General features: G+C 66.2%; 15 protein-coding genes. 1 reads left to right on the top strand and 14 read right to left on the bottom strand.

The window, feature by feature from the left end:
- Positions 1-4 precede the first annotated feature (4 nt).
- The 10 genes from QCE73_RS22225 to QCE73_RS22180 all read right to left on the bottom strand — a co-directional run bounded on the left by QCE73_RS22225 (position 5) and on the right by QCE73_RS22180 (position 10,548).
- Positions 5-1,264 carry an MFS transporter gene (locus tag QCE73_RS22225; protein WP_404989808.1) on the bottom strand — a complete coding sequence of 420 codons (1,260 nt, stop codon included), beginning with the start codon at positions 1,262-1,264 and terminating at the stop codon, positions 5-7.
- An 85-nt stretch (positions 1,265-1,349) separates the two neighbouring features.
- Positions 1,350-2,081: a ribonuclease activity regulator RraA gene (locus QCE73_RS22220; protein WP_309883600.1), complete on the bottom strand. Its 732-nt coding sequence runs from the start codon at positions 2,079-2,081 to the stop codon at positions 1,350-1,352.
- 13 nt (positions 2,082-2,094) lie between these two features.
- Complete coding sequence (gene araD, locus QCE73_RS22215; RefSeq protein WP_309883599.1) at positions 2,095-3,858, bottom strand: L-arabinonate dehydratase; 1,764 nt, start codon at positions 3,856-3,858, stop codon at positions 2,095-2,097.
- Between the two features lie 66 nt (positions 3,859-3,924).
- Positions 3,925-4,590, bottom strand: coding sequence for a MarC family protein (locus QCE73_RS22210; RefSeq protein ID WP_035504517.1), 666 nt, complete (start codon positions 4,588-4,590; stop codon positions 3,925-3,927).
- A gap of 87 nt (positions 4,591-4,677) precedes the next feature.
- A complete protein-coding gene (locus QCE73_RS22205; protein WP_309883598.1) occupies positions 4,678-5,019 on the bottom strand; it encodes a hypothetical protein in 342 nt (113 codons plus the stop codon).
- 65 nt (positions 5,020-5,084) lie between these two features.
- Positions 5,085-5,843, bottom strand: coding sequence for a flagellar brake protein (locus QCE73_RS22200; RefSeq protein WP_309883597.1), 759 nt, complete (start codon positions 5,841-5,843; stop codon positions 5,085-5,087).
- A 206-nt stretch (positions 5,844-6,049) separates the two neighbouring features.
- On the bottom strand, positions 6,050-7,030 hold the full coding sequence (locus tag QCE73_RS22195; RefSeq protein WP_309883596.1) for a hypothetical protein: 981 nt from the start codon (positions 7,028-7,030) through the stop codon (positions 6,050-6,052).
- Positions 7,031-7,251: 221 nt separating this feature from the next.
- A complete protein-coding gene (locus tag QCE73_RS22190) occupies positions 7,252-8,334 on the bottom strand; it encodes an alpha/beta fold hydrolase (RefSeq protein ID WP_309883595.1) in 1,083 nt (360 codons plus the stop codon).
- 94 nt (positions 8,335-8,428) lie between these two features.
- Positions 8,429-9,766: a hypothetical protein gene (locus QCE73_RS22185; protein WP_309883594.1), complete on the bottom strand. Its 1,338-nt coding sequence runs from the start codon at positions 9,764-9,766 to the stop codon at positions 8,429-8,431.
- A 110-nt stretch (positions 9,767-9,876) separates the two neighbouring features.
- Positions 9,877-10,548, bottom strand: a complete 672-nt coding sequence (locus QCE73_RS22180; protein WP_309883593.1) for a TetR/AcrR family transcriptional regulator — start codon at positions 10,546-10,548, stop codon at positions 9,877-9,879.
- Between the two features lie 123 nt (positions 10,549-10,671).
- Between QCE73_RS22180 and QCE73_RS22175 the strand changes: the two genes are divergently transcribed.
- On the top strand, positions 10,672-10,944 hold the full coding sequence (locus QCE73_RS22175) for a hypothetical protein (RefSeq protein ID WP_238294538.1): 273 nt from the start codon (positions 10,672-10,674) through the stop codon (positions 10,942-10,944).
- Positions 10,945-10,965: 21 nt separating this feature from the next.
- Here the strand turns inward: QCE73_RS22175 and QCE73_RS22170 are convergent, their stop codons facing one another.
- The 4 genes from QCE73_RS22170 to QCE73_RS22155 are packed head-to-tail and all read right to left on the bottom strand — an operon-like array spanning position 10,966 to position 18,618.
- The gene (locus QCE73_RS22170) at positions 10,966-11,814 is read right to left on the bottom strand and encodes a hypothetical protein (protein WP_371883280.1); all 849 of its coding nucleotides are present in this window, start codon (positions 11,812-11,814) and stop codon (positions 10,966-10,968) included.
- Positions 11,814-14,216 (bottom strand): NfrA family protein, encoded by a 2,403-nt coding sequence (locus QCE73_RS22165; RefSeq protein ID WP_309883592.1) that lies wholly within the window; start codon positions 14,214-14,216, stop codon positions 11,814-11,816. Before QCE73_RS22165 ends, QCE73_RS22170 begins: the two co-directional genes overlap by 1 nt.
- The gene (locus QCE73_RS22160) at positions 14,213-16,393 is read right to left on the bottom strand and encodes a glycosyl transferase family protein (protein WP_309883591.1); all 2,181 of its coding nucleotides are present in this window, start codon (positions 16,391-16,393) and stop codon (positions 14,213-14,215) included. Before QCE73_RS22160 ends, QCE73_RS22165 begins: the two co-directional genes overlap by 4 nt.
- Positions 16,390-18,618, bottom strand: a complete 2,229-nt coding sequence (locus QCE73_RS22155; protein WP_309883590.1) for a cellulose biosynthesis cyclic di-GMP-binding regulatory protein BcsB — start codon at positions 18,616-18,618, stop codon at positions 16,390-16,392. Before QCE73_RS22155 ends, QCE73_RS22160 begins: the two co-directional genes overlap by 4 nt.
- Positions 18,619-18,697 lie beyond the last annotated feature (79 nt).

The raw sequence follows: 18,697 nt of genomic DNA, 5'->3' as shown, positions 1-18,697 counted from the left end.
GATGCTAGGCCCGGGACTCGAACGCGGCGACATCGGCTCGCGCAGCCGCCTCGCGCCGCATCAGAACCATCGTCACGATGGCAAAGATCAGCAAGCAGGCGGCGGGAATGAGCATCGGCGCCTTGACGGAGCCGCTCGTCTGCCGAACCCAGGGCACGAGATTCTGCGCGATGAATCCGCCGACATTGCCGAGCGAATTGATCGCCGCAATGCCCGCCGCCGCGCGCGCGCCGGTGAGAAACTTCGGCGGTATCGTCCAGAAGCACGGCAGCAGCAGATACATGCACGGCGCGCCCAGACACAGCGCAATGAAGCGCAACGTATTGGTCGGCAAGAACACGCTGCCGAGAAAGAACACGACGCCGATCAGCGCGGCGGCCAGCATCGCGGCCGTCGTGCGACTGCCCTTGCGCAGCTTCGACGGCAGCCAGGCGAGCACGATCGTCGCGGCGAGCCACGGCACGATGTTCAAGAGGCCGTTGACCGTGTTCGTCACGCCGAAGCCCTTCACGAGCGTCGGCAGCCAGTAGCTCACGCCGTACACCGACATCGACAGCATCATGTAGTACAACGCCATGCCGATCACGCGCGGCTCCGCGAGCACGCGCAGCACATGCGAGCCGCTCTTCTCGACTTTCGCGGCCTGAAGGCGCTCGGTTTCGAGCGTATCGCCGAGCCACTTTTTTTCGTCGTCGGAAAGGAACGCGGCCTTCAGCGGCGATGCCGGCAGCCACAGCAGCACGACCACGGTCAGCAGGACCGAAGGCAGGCCCGTCACGATGAACACGAGTTGCCAGCCCTGAAGATCGAACCAGTTCTTGTCGAGCAGATAGCCGCAGATCGGCGCGCCGACCATGTTGCCGATGCTGCTGCCGAGCGTGAAGTACCCGAGCATCCGCACGCGATGCCGCTGCGGAAACCACAGCGTCAGGTAATAGATCACGCCGGGATAAAGCCCCGCCTCGGACGCGCCGAGCAGAAAGCGCAGCACGTAGAACATCGTCGCGTTCTTCGTGAACGCGAGAAGAATCGTGACGATGCCCCACGTCAGCATGATGCGCGCGATCCAGCGCGGCGCGCCGTACTTGTGCAGCATCACGTTGCTCGGGATCTCGAAGATCAGATAGCCGATGAAAAACAGCGACGCGCCGAGCCCGTACGCGACTTCCGACATGCCGAGACTGCCGAGCATCTGCAGCTTGGCGAAGCCGATATTCGAGCGGTCGATGTACGCGACGAGATACAGCAGGCCGACGAGCGGCATCAACCGCCATGCGAGGCGATTGATGAGGCGCTGCTCATCGACACTGGCGTGCGTTGGCGAAAGCGAATTCACGGCGTCTCCTCGATCAGCGCTGCTTGCGCCATTCCTTGTACGCCGCGAGCGTTTCCTCGTTCGGCGGATACGTGCCGCGCAGCATCGCGCCGCCTTCCACGCGCGACGACAGAAACTCCTCCATGACTTCCTGCTCGGTCGCGTCCTTCGCGACTTCGCCGGCCATATAGCGCGGCACGATCACGACGCCATCCACATCGCCGACGACGATATCGCCCGGATACACCGCCACGCCGCCGCATGCGATCGGCACGTTCATATCGACCGCGTGATGCTTCGCGAGATTGAGCGGCGCGCTCGCGCCCGCGCAGAAAAGCGGCAGTCCGATATCGCCGATCGTGCCCGAATCGCGCACGCAGCCGTCCGACACCATGCCCGCGACGCCGCGAATCTTGAGACGCGTCGTGAGGATCGAGCCCGTCGACGCGACGCTGCGATCGCCGCGGCAATCCTGCACGAGCACGCTGCCCGGCGGCGCGCTCTCGACGGCCTTGCGCTGCGGATGATCCGGGTCCTGAAACACGCCGACGTGATCGATATCCTCGCGCGCCGGAATATTGCGCAGCGTGAACGCCGGCCCGACCATGTTCGGCGCGCCTTTCGCGGGTTTCACGAGCGGCGCGACGCCTTGCAGGAACACGTTGCGCAGGCCGCGCTTGAAGAGTTGCGTCGTGAGCGTCGCGGTGCTGACGTGGCGCAGCAGCTCGATCGTTTCGTCGGAAATGGCGATGTCTTGTGTCGTCATGATCTTGCGCGTCTCAGTGAATGTCCGGCTCGCCGGCGGTCGCGGTCTTTTCTTCGAGGAAATCGAAATCGCAGCCCTTGTCGGCCTGCGTCACATGCAGTTGATGCATCACGCCGAAGCCGCGCTCGAACGGCCGCTTCGGCGCTTTCCATGCGGCCTTGCGCGCGGAGAGCTCGTCATCGCCGATGTCGAGATGCAGGCGGCGCGCGGGCACGTCCAGCTCGACGATATCGCCGTTCTTCACCAACGCGAGCGGCCCGCCGACGAACGATTCCGGCGCCACGTGCAGCACGCACGCGCCGTAGCTCGTGCCGCTCATGCGCGCATCCGAGATGCGGACCATGTCGCGCACGCCCTCTTTCAAAAGCTTCTGCGGAATCGGCAACTGGCCCCACTCCGGCATGCCCGGCGCGCCGACCGGACCCGCGTGCTGAAGCACGATCACCGAATCGGCGGTGACGTCGAGCGCTTCGTCGTCGATGCGCGCGGCCATGTCGGCGTAATCGCTGAACACGACCGCCGGCCCGCGATGCCTGAGCAGATGCGCTTCCATCGCCGCCGGCTTGATCACGGCGCCGTCCGGCGCGAGGTTGCCCGTGAGCACGGCGAGGCCGTCGTTCGGCACCAGCGGATTGGCGCGGCGGCGAATCACGTCGTCGTTGAAAATTTCCGCGCCCGCGATGTTCTCGCCGAGCGTCGCGCCATTGACGGTCAGTTGCGAGCCATCGATCAGATCGCCCAGCTCGGCAAGCAGCGCGCGCAGGCCGCCCGCGTAGAAAAAATCCTCCATCAGATACTTGCCCGCCGGGCGGATGTTGCCGAGCACCGGCGTCACGCGCGCGAGCGCATCGAAGCGCGCGGTCGTGAGCGGCACGCCCGCGCGTCGCGCGACCGCCACGAGATGCACGATCGCGTTGGTCGAGCCGGATAGCGCGAGCACGGTCGTCACCGCGTTGTCGAAGGATTTCGGCGTGAGAATGTCCGACGGCTTCAGGTCCGTCCACACCATCTCGACGATGCGCTGTCCCGTCAGCGATGCGTGCTGCGCGTGCCGCGAATCCACCGCGGGAATCGACGCGAAGCCCGGCAGCGTCATGCCGAGCGCTTCGGCGGCGCTCGTCATCGTCGATGCGGTGCCCATCGTCATGCAATGGCCCGGCGAGCGCGCGATGCCGCTTTCCACGCCCTTCCACTCGTCCTCGGTGATCTTGCCCGCGCGCAGTTCCGCCCAGTACTTCCACGTATCGGAGCCGCTGCCGAGCGTGCGGCCGTTCCAGTCGCCGCGCAGCATCGGGCCGGCGGGCAGATAGATCGCGGGCAGGTTCATGCTGATCGCGCCCATCAGAAGGCCGGGCGTGGTCTTGTCGCAGCCGCCCATCAGCACGCAGCCATCGAACGGATACGAGCGCAGCACTTCCTCGACTTCCATCGCGAGGAAATTGCGGTAGAGCATGGTCGTCGGCTTCTGGAACGGCTCGGCGAGCGTCATCACCGGCATTTCGACGGGAAAGCCGCCCGCCTGCCAGATGCCGCGCTTCACTTCCTCGACGCGCTGCTTGAAGTGCGTGTGGCACGAATTGATTTCGCTCCACGTGTTGAGCACGGCAATGACCGGCTTACCCATGTAATCGGACGCGTGGTAGCCCATCTGCGCCGTGCGCGAGCGATGGCCGAACGAGCGCAGGTCGTTCACGCCGTACCAGCGGTGACTGCGCAGTTCTTCCGGCTTCTTGCGAATCAGAGTCAAGCAGCGTCTCCTTGATGGTAGCGTTACCATTCGATGCCGACAGATGGTAGCGCTGTCATCCGCGAGCGTCGCTTGGGGTTTGTCCGGGGAATTGCGCTATTTGACGGTGAGATGTATCGACGCGATCAGCTCCGACAGTCCGAGCCAGAGTATCTCCACGCCGATGCAGAAGATGACGAACGCGAAGAGGCGCATCGCGACCTGCGTGCCGGCGGTGCCGAGCAGGCGTTCGAGATGCCCGGCGAAGCGCACGCACACATAGATGCTCGCGCACAGGATCGCCAGCGCGACGGCCACGCCCGCCAGATGCACCGGCTGCAGGCCATGACGCGGCGAGCCGGTGCCGAGCGCGATGGCGACCGCGATCGCGCCCGGCCCGACGGTGATCGGCAGTGTCAGCGGATAGAAGGCCTTCGCGCGCAGCGTCGCGTCGCTGCGCGGCTTGGGCGCGGTTTCGGCGGCGTCGTCGTCATCGGGTGCCTGGAGCAGATTCCAGCCCGCCATCGCGACGACCAGGCCGCCCGCCACGCGCAACACCGGAATCGAAATGCCGAAGAACGTCAGCACGTAAGCGCCGATCGAAAGCGACGCCAGCAGGATCGCGAAACTGTTAATGCAGATGCGCCGCGCGAGTTCGGCGCGATCGTCGTCGCCGATATGCGGCAGCATGCTCAGCACGACGAGCGCGGTGGCCGGCGGATTGATGATGGGAAACAACCCGGCGACGATCACGAGAACCGTCTTGGCGAATTCGTTGAGCATGCGCGTCGTTGTCCGTTCGTCTTGGGCGTGCTGCAAGCCCGGACATTGTGCACGCGAAGTCGCAGCACGTGCGCGGCAATCGACGGTTCAGGCGAATGGCGCAGCGAGAATCAGCGCGCATTCGGTGATGAACGACCCGAGCCCGACGCCGATCAACACGCGCGCGATGACCGTCCACACGCGGCGATCGACATTGCCCGCGCAGCGCCACGCAAGCGTGCACCACAGCAGATACAGCACCGAGCAGATGGCGAATACGCCCAGCATGCCGGGCCAGAACCAGACGGTGAGCAGCAGGAAGGTTTCGGGAGCGACGCCGCTCGTCCAGAGGTCGAGATAGACGAACCACCATGTAAGGTGGATCGGCACGCCCAACAGCCACCAGACTTTCCAGAAGCGTTCTTCTCCGCGCCAGGCCTTGCGAAACATGCGTCGTCGTGCAGTGGAAGGAGGCACGCATTCTACTCCACGCGTGTCCCGCATCGGCGCGCGGCTCACGCCGACAGGCTGCGGCGCTTCGCCTCCATGCGCGTGATGAGCCGCTGCAGCACGTTTTCCGCCGCGCCCGAAAGCTGCACGAAACGGAATCCGACGACATAGCGCACATCGCCGCGCGGCGTGGTCACGGCGCGCGGCGACACGAGTTCGAGATCGACGGGAAAGGCCGCGCCCGGACCGAGATGCAGCACGACATCGTTGAACACGGTGCCGAGCTCGGTTTCCGCGAGACGCGGCGTGTCCATGCGCAGCGCGATGCCGCCGAGCGACAGGTCATGCACTTCGTAGCGGAACGAATCGCCGTCGGCGAAAGCGCCCTTCGCGTAGAACGGATCGAGGATCGGCGTCGGCACGCGGAAATATTCGCGGCGCTGGAATTGATACAGCTTCTCGGGGAAGGAAACCTCGAATGCCTGGCGTCCCTCGTGGGTCACGGCATGTGCCGCCAGCGTCGTGAATTCGACGCGCACGCCGTCCGGCGCGCCCTTGAAATACAACTGACGCGCTTCGAGCAGCGCGCGGTTATCCGATTCCACGCCGCCCCAGTCGAACACGATGCGCGCGCCGCGCACGTCGACTTCCAGCAATTGCGTGACGATCTGCCCTTTGCCGCTCGTGACCGTCAGCATGTCGCGGCGCTGCACGAGATTGCGCAGAACGATGGATATTTCGGATGGCGTGTGTCGCGCGAAGCGCTCGTGGTCTTCCGCGAATTTTTCGATGTCGGATGTGTGCGGCAACGGTTCGGCGAGCATGATGGTCCAATCTAGTTATCAGTTTGGGACAGCGAACGACGACTACCTGATTTCTCATATGTTGCCCGAAAAGCAAGCACTTCAGTACGTCAGTAACGACTAGGTTTCCACGCTAATTCAGCGTTTTGCAAAGCAGCAAACGCTTTTGTCTTACAGATCGCCTTCAAAAACGGCAGAGGCCGGGCGTAGTCCCGGCCTCGCGTGCATCAAGCGAGCGCGTCGAATTCGCTTTGGAGCGCGCGGCGTCGCATCGGCGCGAGCGCGGCCCCGAGGCACTCGCCCTGCGCCTCGCTGATCAGACTCGTCAGGATCTCGCCGAAGCGCGCTTCATCGACGCCCGAGATGATGTACTGCCAGCGATACGCATCGATCAGCCCCGCATGCACGCGCGCCTCTTCCTCGTCAGAGAGCGCGCGGTCCAGCAGCGTAACGAAGTAATGGGCATCGGCGGCGGCTTGCGCCTGCATCATGCCGTCGATCGCCGCGACCAGATCGATCAGATCGATGATCGCGGCATCGCGCGCGTCGTCGTCGATACGCGCGTCCTCGCGCATCCATTCCAGTTCGTCGATGATCGCGTGCTGCGACTCCTCCTTCCAGTGAAACAGGAAGATGTCCTTGAAGAGCGGCGAGAGGGTCGCGTCGCTTTCCATGCTCTGCCGGTAATGCACCTGCGTGACGATTTCGACGCAACACGTCAGCGCGAGAATCGACCACGTGGACTTGCCGAGCACGAACGCAGCGACTTCGTCGGCTTGCGGAACGAAGCGGTAGCCGGACGGAAGCGCTTCGGCCGCGAGCGCCTCGACGCGGCGGAACAGCGCCTGATGCTTAAGCTCCTCATCGGTGAAACGAACGATCGCTTCGAGCGCGGTCTGATCGCCGAGCGCGTGATCGCGGCCGACTTCCAGCATCTTCGCGCCGACGAAGCGCTCGATCATGCCGAACATGTTGGCGTACGTGCGGCCCTGAATCTGCGACATGAGCCGGCGTTCGCGCGTGTCCAGAAACGGCAGGCGGTTCACTTGGGTGAGCCCGTCGGGCATGAACTTGTGCGCGGGATCGAAATGACGGCCGCGCAATACGTCGCGGTCGATATCCCAGCGGATGCGGCGGGATACTTCGATGCACTTCGCATAGCGTTGTTGCGTGCTGATCTTGCTGGACTGTTGCTGAACGGCTCTCATGTAGAAACTCCGGGATGACTCTGCGTCGGTGACTGCGATGAAATGTGCGCCGCACGAGCGGCGCTGCGTCGAACAGGTCGGCGCAGGTTGATTCGTCGCGTCACCGTTCTGCGAGCCATTCTCGGGAGAGCCGCACTTTCGCACATGAGGCGCATGTCCCGGTCGCGAACCGGGACATCGTGTTTTGGCGGCAAAGAAGGGGGACGTGTGTCCCGAAGCGATCAGGCGGGCGCGTCGAAGCCCGCGCGACGCGCAAGCACGATCGCCTGCGCGCGATTTTCGACTTCGAGCTTCGCGAAGATGCTGGTGATGTGATTGCGCACGGTCTTCTCGCTCAGCGCGAGGCGCGCGGCGATCTGCGCGTTGTCGCGCCCGCCCGCGATCAGTTCGACGATATCGCGCTCGCGCGGCGTCAGCGCGGAGAACGCGGGATCGGCCACGTGCGCCGACGACAGGAACGCCCGCACTTCCTCGCGCCAGCGTTGCCAGGCGGCGTCGAATTCGAGCGTCAGATGGTTCTCGCTTTCGAGCGGCACGAAGCGCGCGCCGGGAATCTGCCCGGCGAGCAGGCGGCTTTCGTCGAAGGGCACGCGCGCGTCGCCGCTCGCGTGCAAAACGAGCGTCGGGCATTGCACGCGCGGCAGCAGATCGACCACGTCGATTTCGTTGAAGACGCGCATGATGCGCGCGGCATTGCCCGGCGTGGTCGTGAGGCGTTCGAGCTCGTTGAACCAGTGATGCTGCTCGGGCGTGCCGCCGGGGATGAATTGCGTCGTGAAGAACTGCCGGAACGCCGGATTCTGCTTGCCCCAGCCGAGTTCGGCGAGCTTCACGAGCATTTCGGCTTCCTCGCGCATCGCCGGATCGCAGGTGCGCTTGAGCCGGCCGCGCGCGTAGCCGCCGTGCAGCACGAGATGCGTGACGCGCTCCGGATGCGCGACCGCATACGCGATGGCGATCGACGCGCCCTGCGATATCCCGAGCAGCGGAAAGCGTTCGAGGCCGCTCGCATCGACGACGGTTTCGAGATCGCGCAGCCAGGCATCGAAGGAAATGTCGGCGACATCGTGGTCGGAGAGGCCGCAGCCGCGCTGATCGTAGCGAATCAGCGTGTGGCGGCTGCACAGTTCGAGCATCAGATGGCTCCAGACCGGGCTCGTGAAGTCCAGTTCCAGATGACTGAGCCAGTTCGCCGCCTTGATGAGCGGCGGCCCGGAGCCGCAAGTCGCGTACGCGATGCGCACGCCGTCGCTCGCCGGGCAAAGGCGGATCTGTTGCCGTGGCATGGACGGGCGCGGCATCATCGGCGTGAGGTGTATGTAGGGACTACGTACAAAGGCGACGCCCGCGCGGCAGCCCCGCGCGATGGCTCATGCTCGCGCGTAATGGATTAGAAAGTCAAGGACGGCGCGCGCCGCGCATCTGGCTCGTCAGGTCGCCGTGATGCATCGCGAGCGCGCGCAGAGACGGCCACATATGCATGTAATGCACCATGAAGCTGTCGCGGCCCTGAAGCTGGTACGGCGTGTTGATCGTCGTGCAATCGAGCAGATCGCGGTCTTCGGCCAGGCCGTGCCGTTGCAGCACCTTGATGAACACGTCCTGATCGCCGCCGCTCGCGTAGGTGGACGATTTATCGGCGATTGCGCCGATGGTCTGCTCGATCTCCGTCAGCACGTCGAGGTTGTGTCGCGTATTGCGAAAGCCCATGATGCCCGAGTTGAAATTCCAGCTCATGTCCGTCGCGATCACGCGCTCGCGGTTCGTCAACAGCGATTCGAGCGGCTTGCCCTGATCGACGACGAGCACATCGGCATCGATCCAGAAGAGCCATTCGTGTTCCGGGAGATGGCGCAGCAACACCCACGGCTTGATCCAGTTGCCGCTCGCGCCCAGGCCGGCTTCCGGCGGCACTTCGCGATACAGGTGGAGCGCATAGCCGTGGCGCTCGCAATAGCGGCGCAGATTGCGCTCGGCGATTGCGCCGTACTCGCGGATATTCGACGTGTAGAGCATCGCGAGCGCGATGGGCGCGTCGGCGTTCACCGCCTCGTAGCGCGCTTCGCCGGCTTCCGGCGGCGGCAAGGCGAGATATGGCAGCCCGCGCGCCTGACAATCGTTGATGTGCTCCGCGAACAGATCGCGCAGATCGGCGAATACCGGCTGATTCTTCGGCGCGTCGCGGATGTCCGCGAGCGCGAGCGCGAATGCGGACCATTCGGACCAGACCGGCGACACATCCAGCGCCGCGAGCACGACGGGCACGTGACCGTCGATCGCCACGTTGAACGGCAGCGGATCGAGCGCGCGCAGCAACTCGGACTCGCTCGCAAGCGCCCAGCCGAACTTCGCGCCTCCGCAAAGGCGTTCGACGCGCTCGCGCGAGGCCGCTGTATTGCGCCAGAGCTGGAACGCCGCCATGACATCGACGGATTCGCCGTCGCGGTACGAGACGAGCCATTCGCGGCTCTCGTCGCGCATCAACGTCTCGCAGGGAATGTCGCGCAACAGCAGGCAGTCCTGCGTCAGCAGCAGCACGAAATCGCCTTCGGCGCTGGCGCGCAGCGTGCGCAGCAGCACCTGATATTTCAGCAGCATGTGGAGATGCGACCAGCCGATCGCGCTCGCATCGACGTATTCGTGCGCGTATCCACGACGCGCGCAATAGCGACGATGAGTCTCGAACGACGCGCGAGCGTTATCGTCGGCGAAAAAACTGATGACGCGGGTTGTCATGACGATGCTCCGTGAAGCGTACCTGTCCCGGGATTTTGGTCCCGGGGTCGGCGCTCCAGCAAGCTCGACGACAGTTTGTTTCAGTCCGCGCAGCGCTGGCCGAGATCGTTTTACGGCGTGCGCTTCGATCGCAGCGGCAGCGTGGCGATGAACTGATCGATCGCCGCGAAGAGAGCGGCTCGGCGCACGCCGTCCTGCGCCTGAATCGACAAGCCCGCGAACAGCGTCATGCACAACGCGGCGAGCGCCTGAACATCGGTGCGCGCGTCGAGCTCGCCATGTTCGACGCCTTGCGCGAGCCGTTGCGCGACGATCGACGCCACCTTGCGCCTGCGCTTCTGCATCTCGCTGCGCAACTGCGCGTGCTCGGCGCCGACGGACATCGCGCCCAGAAAGATCATGCAGCCGCGCGGATTCTGCGTGCCGGTAAAAAGCTCGATGCTCGCGCGGAACATCGCGCGCAGGCCGTCGCGCACGGATTCGTGCGCCTGCAACTGCCTGAGCGCCGCGCCGCCTTCCGCATCCGTGTAGAGCGCGACCGCCTCGCGGTACAAGTCTTCCTTGCTGCCGAACGCGGCGTAGAGGCTCGGCGAATTGATGCCCATTGCCTCGACGAGATCGGCCATGGAGCAGGTCTCGAAGCCCTTGGCCCAGAACACTTCCATCGCGCATCGCAAGGCCGCCTCGCGATCGAATGCGCGCGGCCGACCGCGCGCCTTGTGCTGCGTATCCCGCACTTCCGGCGACATGTCTCGCTCCTCGCGCATGACAGCGATTGTCATGCGCAGTGAAATTCTGAATTATGTGTCGATCGTAACAAAATAACTGGACGCCGTCATCCGGTGATGTTTAAATATCTGTATCGATCGTCACATAAATATCGGAACCTTCTTAGGAGTGTCGTCATGAAATCGACTTTGTCCGCGCTTGCCGCTGCTTTGCTGTTGATGAGCCCGCTGATGTCGTTCGCGCAAACCACGGCGACGGCGGCATCGCCTGCGCCGTATTCGGTGTTCGTCGATCAGCCTACCGGCTTCACGTTCGTGAAGATGCCGTCGGGATGGAAGTTCGTCGGCGCGGTGTCGAAGGAAGAGGCGCAGCATGTGCCGGCCAGCGTGCTGACGTCGGTGTTGCCTGGCGACTCGGCGCGTGCGATCGATACCGCATCGGTCAAGTAAGCGTCACGCTTCGATGCGCCGCTAATGCCTTCGATAGGCATCGAGCAGCCCTTGCACGATGTCCGCCGAAACATAATGCGGCCCATCGAAGAGATAGGTCTTGTAACCCCGGTACGCGTCGATCTGCGGCTTTAGTTCGTCCACGGTCGCCGAACGGAATCCGCCGCCCACTTGCGGCCGGAACGCTTCCGCGATGATCCGCACGCGACGCCGCCCGAGCTTCGCCGCAATCTGGTCCGCGTACTCCCGCGCGACACGCGGCTCGCGCGCATACACGCCGCAGCCGTCCTGCAGCAACACGCCGACATCGCGCGGCAGCCACTGATCGAGCCATTCCGCGAGCGCCGCGCCACCCACGTTCGCGCGATCGTAAACGCTGATCCACAAGGGCCGCGGCAACGCATCGAGCATCGTGCGCAGCGCGCCCGCGTTCTGCCAGGTCGGATCGATCTCGACGGGAAAGTAGTAGCCCGTCACATGCACGGGCGGATGCGCCTCCGCGAGCCGCATCGATTCGACAACCAGTTGCGCCACGTTCGCGCGCGCCGCCGCTTCGTCGAAACGGCCCGCGAGTCCGACGATCACATTGCGCGCCCACGGCTCCTGCCCGATGCGATCCCAGTCCGGCATCTTCGGCGCCGCGCTCAACCCGGCGCCGGGCACGAACGCGATGCCATCCACCGCCGTCCATTGCACGATGAGTTCATGCGCGCCGAGCCGGTCCCAGTCGCCGCGCGGATCGGCGTGCGCATTGTCGGGCTGCCAGACGATGCCGTCGACGAGACGCATGCGCGCGGCATCGGCATGAGCGGAAGCCGGACCGAGCGCAAGGCAGCACGCAATGACGAGGACGGAGAATAGGGAGGGCATCAGTACGAGAATACCGCGCCGAAAAACACGCCTTTCGCGCGATCGTCGCCCGCGACGCGGAAGCGATACTGCACCGCCACATCCACGAACGAACGCGGCGCGTCATACGGACCGCCACGGAACCAGTAGCGCGCCGCCACGCCCGCGCCGATGCCCACCGGCACGCTGTGATCGACCGCCGAATCGTAGTCCATGCCGACGACCGCATGCGGAAACACCGTCAGGCGCGGGCTCACCGAATCGACGCGATACGTGCGGCCCAGACGCGCGTTCGCGGTCGCGTAGGTCGAATCGTTCTGGATGTAATGGCCCGCCTCGCCGTAGACCGTGCCCGTCCACCAGCTCGGCACGTCGAGCCTGCGCGTGTCGCCGAAACCATTCGAATACGCGGCGCGCGCGAGCCAGTCCGAGCGCACGTCCGAACCGATCGGCAGAATCTTCTCGATCGCGAAGATCGCATTCGCCGATGCGAACGGCTTCACGCGCGCGCCGATCGCTGCCTGCAACGTCGATGCCCCCGACGGACCGCCGCCCTCCACGCCGAAGTTCTCGTAGCCGCGCGCGTACACCTCGAACATGCGGTCGCCGAGACTGCCGAACGGACGCCAGTACGCCTCCGCGCCCGCCTGCCAGTTGTTCGACACGCCCGGCGGCGGTGCGAACGCGAAACCTTGCTGCGCGCCGTTGCCGCGATAGTTCACCGACGCGCTGAAGCCCCAGTTGCGCGTCGCTTCGGCGTGCGCGGCGCGCGCGTCGTTCAGTGCTTCGGGCGTGAGCGTCGTGTCGTTGTGATCGATCGCGCGTTCGAGGTACTTCGCGCCTTCCTCGTTGCGATGCAGGTTCAACGCCGCGTAGCCGGCGTCCGCTTCCGCCGATGCGGGCAGCTTGCCCTCGCGATCGGCACGCGCGAAGTAATCGAGCGCGAGCGCGCTGTCGCCCGCGCGCTGCGCGATGAACGCGGCCTGCGTGTCGGTCATGGAATCGAGCAGGTTCGCATCGATCAGGGCGCGCGCTTCGTTCGAAGCCTCGCGCGTGCGGCCCGTTGCCGCGAGCGCGTCGATCAGCGCGATGCGCGGCTGCGGATCGTCGGGCACCTCGGCAATCGCCGTGCGCCAGAAGCCGATGGCCGCGCCGCGATCGCCGCGACGTTCGGCAAGACGCGCTTCGCGTGTCGCGGCGAGCGCGGGATCGTGCGCGTAGACATCGCACGATGCGCCGAACTGGTCTTCGCGGCACTCGAATGTCGGACGCGCGCGCGGATCGATTTGCGCCGTCTGCGTCGCGGCCTGTCGCAACATGGCTTGCGCGCGATGGCGGCGTAACGTGATCGCGGCGTCGGCGTCGTCGGGCGTTTGGGTCGCGACCGGCGGCAGCGCATCGAGCGCCGCCTGCGCGTTGCCTTGCGCGAGCCGCACGTCCGCGACGATCGTGCGCGCGACGCGGACATCGCGGTTCTTTCGCCCGTCGTTCGCCTCGATCGAAAGCGCGTGCGCGAAGTCGGCGTCCGCATCGCCGCCACGCGCCGCGCGGGCATAACCGCGCAGCGCCCAGGCAAGCGCATCGTCACGATCGATCGCGATTGCATCGCTCGTCGCGGCTTCCACGCCCGCGAGATCGCCGCGCGCGAACAATATCTCGATGAGCTGCATGCGGAAATCCATCCGCGCGGGCGCGTACATGACCGCCTTGCGCGCGAATCCTTGCGCCGCGTCGAGATCGCCGCGCCCGCGCGCCGCATACGCGGACTTCGATGCATCCGTCGCGAGCCGGTCGCCAATGAAGCGCCGCCGCTCGCGCAACGCGTCGTTGTCGCCGAAGCGCGCCGATGCATCGACGGCGGCGTCGTAGGCGGCGGCATCGTCGCCGGATGCGGCGAGCGAATCGATCAGCAGATAGCGCAGACGCTCGGCCTGCGGCGCGAGGCGCACGGCTTCGCGGCTTTCGGCCGCCGCCGACGCGTAATCCTTCTTCGCATAATCGCGATACGCCGCGCCCGCCGCCTTCAGCGCCGGCTCCGGCAGATCACTTGGCGCGCCGCCCGCACCGCCCGACGCGATCAGAATATCGATCTGTCTGCGCCGCGCGCTCAGCGAAGGCGACGGACCGAGCTGCGCGATGGCTTCGCCAAGCACACGGCTCGCCTCTTTCAGACGCCCGCGCGCCGCCAGCGAATTCGCGAGCAGCAGACGCAGTTCCGCGACGTCGGGCCGCTGGCGAATCGCCTCGCGCGCCCCGGCGATGGCATCGGCATAACGATGCTCGCCGTAGGCCGCGAACGCCTCGCGCGCCACGCGATACGCCGCGCCGCTCAGCGGCAGCGGCAAGGTCTCGTCCGCACGCGACGCAGCCGCGGCGCACAACGCGAGCGCGGCGCACACCGCAGCGCGAACACGCGAGCTCATCGAATGCCGGCCCGCGCGAGATAGCGGCGGCGCTGCTCCGCGACCGCGGCGGTGAGCGCATCGGAGGTGATGATGCGCTCCGCCACCATGTAATCGCCGATGCGCCCATGCCGCTCCGGCCGATAGTCCCGCAACGCCGCCTCGAAGGCGCTGCGCGTCACGAGCCCCATCTCGATCATGATGTCGCCGAGCAAGGGCACGCCACTCGCGGCGGCCGCATCCGAAAGCGCCGGCGATGCATCGTCTTCGGCATCGCCCATATGGACCGGCATCCCGACCGCGCGCAGCATCCGCAGCCCCGCCGCGATCTCGCTCTCGCGCACGATATGCAGCGCGACCGGGCCGCCCGCCGACGCGCGCAATTCGGCGAGCGACGCATCGTCGAGCAGGCTCGCACAGACGAACACGGCGTGCCCGTTCGCATCGATGTCCTGCGGCAGCGCACGCAGCCGCACCAGCGTCTCGGGCGTCGCGATGCGCGTCAGGTCCATGCGCGCCGCGTCGAAACGACCGCGCGGCAGGTCAGCCTGGAACGCGATGGCTTCCGCGAGCGTTTCCTCGTCGAGCCAGCCGCGCGTGATGAGCACGCGGCCGATCGGCGCTTCGCGCGCGTGATCGGTCTGCCGCGCTTCTTCGAGCCGCTCGGGCGCGATCGCCTGCCACGAGACGAGCAGTTCGCCCAGATCCTGACGCGTGTCGCGCAGGCCCTCGTTGCTGGGGAAATCGTGCATCGTCTTGTCCCACGCGAGCCGCCGCCCCGTCACCATATGCACGATGAAAAGCCGCCACGCGCGCGCCACCGCCATGAAGTTGATGATGTTGCTGATGACCATGCGCGGCACCGACAGTACGCCGTGCTCCCAGCCGTAGAGCCGCGTCGTGAAGATGATGCGCTGCGTGACGCGCAACACGAGCGCGACCGAGTTCGCGGCGAGCAGCGCCTGCAGCCAGACCGAATCGATGAACGGCGACGGGAAAAAATCGCGCGCGAGACCGAAATACGAAGCCGTGGCGAACAGCATGAACTGCACGGCGAGCAGATACGCGAACATGCCGACGAACGCCGTCACCACGCCCTTGCGGTCGCGCATCAGGAGATAGCGGTTCGCGAGCGATCCGCTCCAGCCCGTCAGCGCCCAGCCCTGCAAGCCGATGCCGAGCGTCCAGCGCGCGCGCTGCCGGTAGGCGGTGCGAAACGTGTCGGGGAAGAATTCGCGCACGCACAGCGGCATCGTCAGTTTGATTTCGCGCTCGGGGCCGAGGCCGAACCAGCCCTTGCGCCGCGTCGTGAATTCGACGGGAAAGAGCGGAAAGATCGACTGCATGCCGAGCCGCGTGATGCGCGTGCCGATTTCGTAATCCTCGGTGAGGCTTTCGGTGTTGAACGGCTGCTGCTCCGTCTCTTCGACGAGCGTGAGAATCGCGCGGCGCGAGAAGCACGTGCCCACGCCCGCCGACGGCACCGCGCCCGCAAGGCTCTCGCGCACGACCAGATCCTTCGCGTGCCATTCCGCGAACTCGTCCATGTACGTGCCCGCGACCAGCTCGAACCAATGGCGTTCGAGCGACGCCACCGGCAACTGGATCATGTCCTTGCGCGGCAGGAGATAGTTGAAGAACTTCAGTTCGACGGGATGCAGCACGTCTTCGCTGTCGTGCATCACGATGCCCGCGAACTCCATCCCGGCTTCGAACTCGTGATGCAGGATCGCCTGCACGAGCCAGTTGAGGCAGTCGGCCTTGCACGTCGGGCCGTCGTGCGGCACTTCCACGCGATGCAGATGTTTATAGCGATGCCGCATGCGCTCCACTTCGGCGATCGTCGCGGCATCGTTCTGATACGTGCCGACGAACACCGTGTACGCGCGATAGTCGAGCACGCGCACGAGATCCTCGATCATCGCGGCGATCACGTCGTCCTCTTGCCACGCCGGCACCATGATCGCGATGGGCTGTTCCTCGCGCGCATAGAGCTGCTCGACGGTGAGCGGCGCATAGCGGCGCTCGACCGTCACGCGCCGCCATAGCTTGCGCGTCCAGTACCAGATGTCGATGAAGAGATCGTCCAGGCTCGAAAGCAGGATGATCGCCGCGACCGTCGCGGCCACGTATTCGAGTCCCTGGTAGTACTCGGCGAGCAGAAGCTCGCCGTACCACCTGAGCGCCTCCAGCATCACGCGCGATCCTCGTCGTCGCTGGCGCGGGCGTTGCGATGTCTGCGGCGCGCGTGGCCCGCGAGCGCGATCAGCGCGAGCAGCAGCACTACGAGCACGGCCGGAATGCCCCAGCGCGCCCAATGCCGCGTGACCCAGTCGGCGCTCGACGCGGGCTCGTCGGTCATCTCTTCCGGATTGACCGTGTCGAACTGTTTGAGCACGCCGCTGCCGTCGACCACGGCGATATTGCCGCGCGAAAGCTGCAGCTTGTCGGTCAGCACCGGCGCCGCGCCCGCCGATCGATACACGAGGCCGCTCTCGCCGCCCGCGCTCGCGACGCTCACCACCGCGACGCGCGAGAGCCCCGACATGTCGAGCAGCGTGTCGCCCGCGGGCGATGTGAGCGAAAGACGCTCGGCCGAATAGACGGCGGGATTCTTCTCGTCGGCGAGTTTGACGTCGGCGGCGAGGAACGGGCCGTCGGGCTGCGCGGCGGCGTCTCCCGCGCTCACCGCAAATTTCGCCGAGACCGGCGCGATGCCCGCCGCGCCGGTCAGCACGGCGAGGCGCGGCACGCTGTTCAGGGCATCGTCGAGATAGGCGCGCGGCACGTACACCGTCGCCGACGACGCATAGCGCGCCGCCATGCCCGCGAAGGTGTTGTCGGGCGTCCCTTTCGCGAGACGCAGATGGCTCGACGGCAGCACGGCGACGGGATACGTCTGGCGCGCCTGGCAGCCGCCGTCGGGCTGGCGGCGGAAGGTCACACGCAGATCGTTGGTGCGCGCGAGCGCGTAACGCGGAATCGGCGCGACAAGGCGCTGACGCGCGCCATCGACGTTGATGAGCTTCGCGCCGATCATCACGTCGTTGAAGTACACGGTAGCCGTCGCGCCGCCGTTGGAAAGCGTCGGCGATGCCGCGAGATCGAGCACCACCTGCTCCGGCAAGCGGCCGTTGCCGGAAGCCGCGGCGAGATCGAAGCGCGCATCCCACGACGCCGCCGTCTGCACATCGACGCTGCGCGGATCGCCGCCGAGATCGGACAGCGCGATGGTGTCGCCGCGCGTTTGCTGCGCCACGTCGATGCGATGCACGACCACGCGGTTCGATACGTCGATGGGACGCCAGCCGTGCGCGAGCGCGCCGATGCCGCGCGTGTCGCCGACGACGATCATCGCGCGGCCGCCTACGTGCGCGACACGCACTTCGCCCGGCGCGAGCGGCGAGGTCAATTGCGACGCGGTCTGCCTGCGCCATGCGTCGAAGGCGGCGAGCGCATCGCCCGATGTGCTCGCGACTTGCCCGCGCAACGCGTCGAGCGCGCGGTTGATGGCTTTGCGCATCGTTTCGTCGGCGACGACCACGTCCGGGCCGAACGCCGCGCGTGCGCCGAGCGCGACGAGCGCGCCGAGTTCCGCGTCGTCGGCGATCGCATGTTTGCCGCCCGCCGCCAGCGCGGCGAACGCGCGAACACTACGCAGCGGCGCGGGCACGTCGAGGCCCGCGAGATCGACCGTATCGCCCACGGAGGGAAGCGCCTGCATCACGGGGCGTTTTCCATCGCGTTGCAGCAGCGCGTCGGTGCGCCAGGCGGTGTCGAATGCGTTCGTCGACAGCTTGCGGCCCGACACCGCGAGCACCGGCGCGTAGGGCAGCGCGCTCCATGCGGTGCGCAGGTCCTGCACGTCGGCGGGATTGAAGCGGAACGTGAGACGCGTCGTCGGATCGACGCGCAGCACGTTGCCGATGGCCGTCTGATCCGCGCACTCGCCCTGGCTGACCACCGACGCGAAGCCGAGGCCCATGCGCACGAAACCGGTGGACCGCGCCGCGCCATCGACGCCGAGATTGACCGACACGCCGCCCGCGTCCTGCGTGAACGCGCGCGCGAGCACCGGCGAACCATCGAGCGAAACGAGCATCGTCACGCGGCCGCCGTCGCCGCGCACATAGCCGCCGTCGAATTGCAGTGCGGCGTCGGTGATCGGCACGCCGGCAGGCACCGGCAGGAAGAACTCGCGGCGCGTGTCGGGCGCGTTGAGCGTCACGCTTTCGATGAGGCCGAGCTGTCGCAAGGTCACGGTGCGCGTTTCCGGCATGTCGGCGCCGAGCCGTCCGAGCGCGCCGGCGAGGCCGGTGTCCGTCGTGGCCGCGCCGAAGGCTGCATGCTGGAGACCAGCGAACAGCGCGATTGAAGCCAGAACGGCACGCAGGCCGCGCCGCTTGAAGATGTCGTTGACCAAGTTGAATGACTCGAAGTTGACGCAACGTGCCGGGATGGCCGCGAAGGCACATGCACGTCGCGCGACAGGCTATGCGTGT

It is taken from the genome of Caballeronia sp. LZ029 (genome assembly GCF_031451275.1).
Lineage (GTDB): Bacteria > Pseudomonadota > Gammaproteobacteria > Burkholderiales > Burkholderiaceae > Caballeronia > Caballeronia jiangsuensis.
Note: the sequence above shows the minus strand (reverse complement) of the source record. Positions and strands in the feature narration are given on the sequence as shown.

Excerpts from the sequence above, each read along its gene's own strand:
- QCE73_RS22170 (WP_371883280.1), bottom strand. The coding sequence starts at position 11,814 with ATGCCCTCCCTATTCTCCGTCCTCGTCATTGCGTGCTGCCTTGCGCTC.
- QCE73_RS22220 (WP_309883600.1), bottom strand. The coding sequence starts at position 2,081 with ATGACGACACAAGACATCGCCATTTCCGACGAAACGATCGAGCTGCTG.
- QCE73_RS22225 (WP_404989808.1), bottom strand. The coding sequence starts at position 1,264 with ATGCCGCTCGTCGGCCTGCTGTATCTCGTCGCGTACATCGACCGCTCG.
- QCE73_RS22210 (WP_035504517.1), bottom strand. The coding sequence starts at position 4,590 with ATGCTCAACGAATTCGCCAAGACGGTTCTCGTGATCGTCGCCGGGTTG.
- QCE73_RS22190 (WP_309883595.1), bottom strand. The coding sequence starts at position 8,334 with ATGATGCCGCGCCCGTCCATGCCACGGCAACAGATCCGCCTTTGCCCG.
- QCE73_RS22175 (WP_238294538.1), top strand. The coding sequence starts at position 10,672 with ATGAAATCGACTTTGTCCGCGCTTGCCGCTGCTTTGCTGTTGATGAGC.
- QCE73_RS22195 (WP_309883596.1), bottom strand. The coding sequence starts at position 7,030 with ATGAGAGCCGTTCAGCAACAGTCCAGCAAGATCAGCACGCAACAACGC.
- QCE73_RS22180 (WP_309883593.1), bottom strand. The coding sequence starts at position 10,548 with ATGACAATCGCTGTCATGCGCGAGGAGCGAGACATGTCGCCGGAAGTG.
- QCE73_RS22185 (WP_309883594.1), bottom strand. The coding sequence starts at position 9,766 with ATGACAACCCGCGTCATCAGTTTTTTCGCCGACGATAACGCTCGCGCG.
- QCE73_RS22165 (WP_309883592.1), bottom strand. The coding sequence starts at position 14,216 with ATGAGCTCGCGTGTTCGCGCTGCGGTGTGCGCCGCGCTCGCGTTGTGC.
- QCE73_RS22205 (WP_309883598.1), bottom strand. The coding sequence starts at position 5,019 with ATGTTTCGCAAGGCCTGGCGCGGAGAAGAACGCTTCTGGAAAGTCTGG.
- QCE73_RS22200 (WP_309883597.1), bottom strand. The coding sequence starts at position 5,843 with ATGCTCGCCGAACCGTTGCCGCACACATCCGACATCGAAAAATTCGCG.
- araD (WP_309883599.1), bottom strand. The coding sequence starts at position 3,858 with ATGGTAACGCTACCATCAAGGAGACGCTGCTTGACTCTGATTCGCAAG.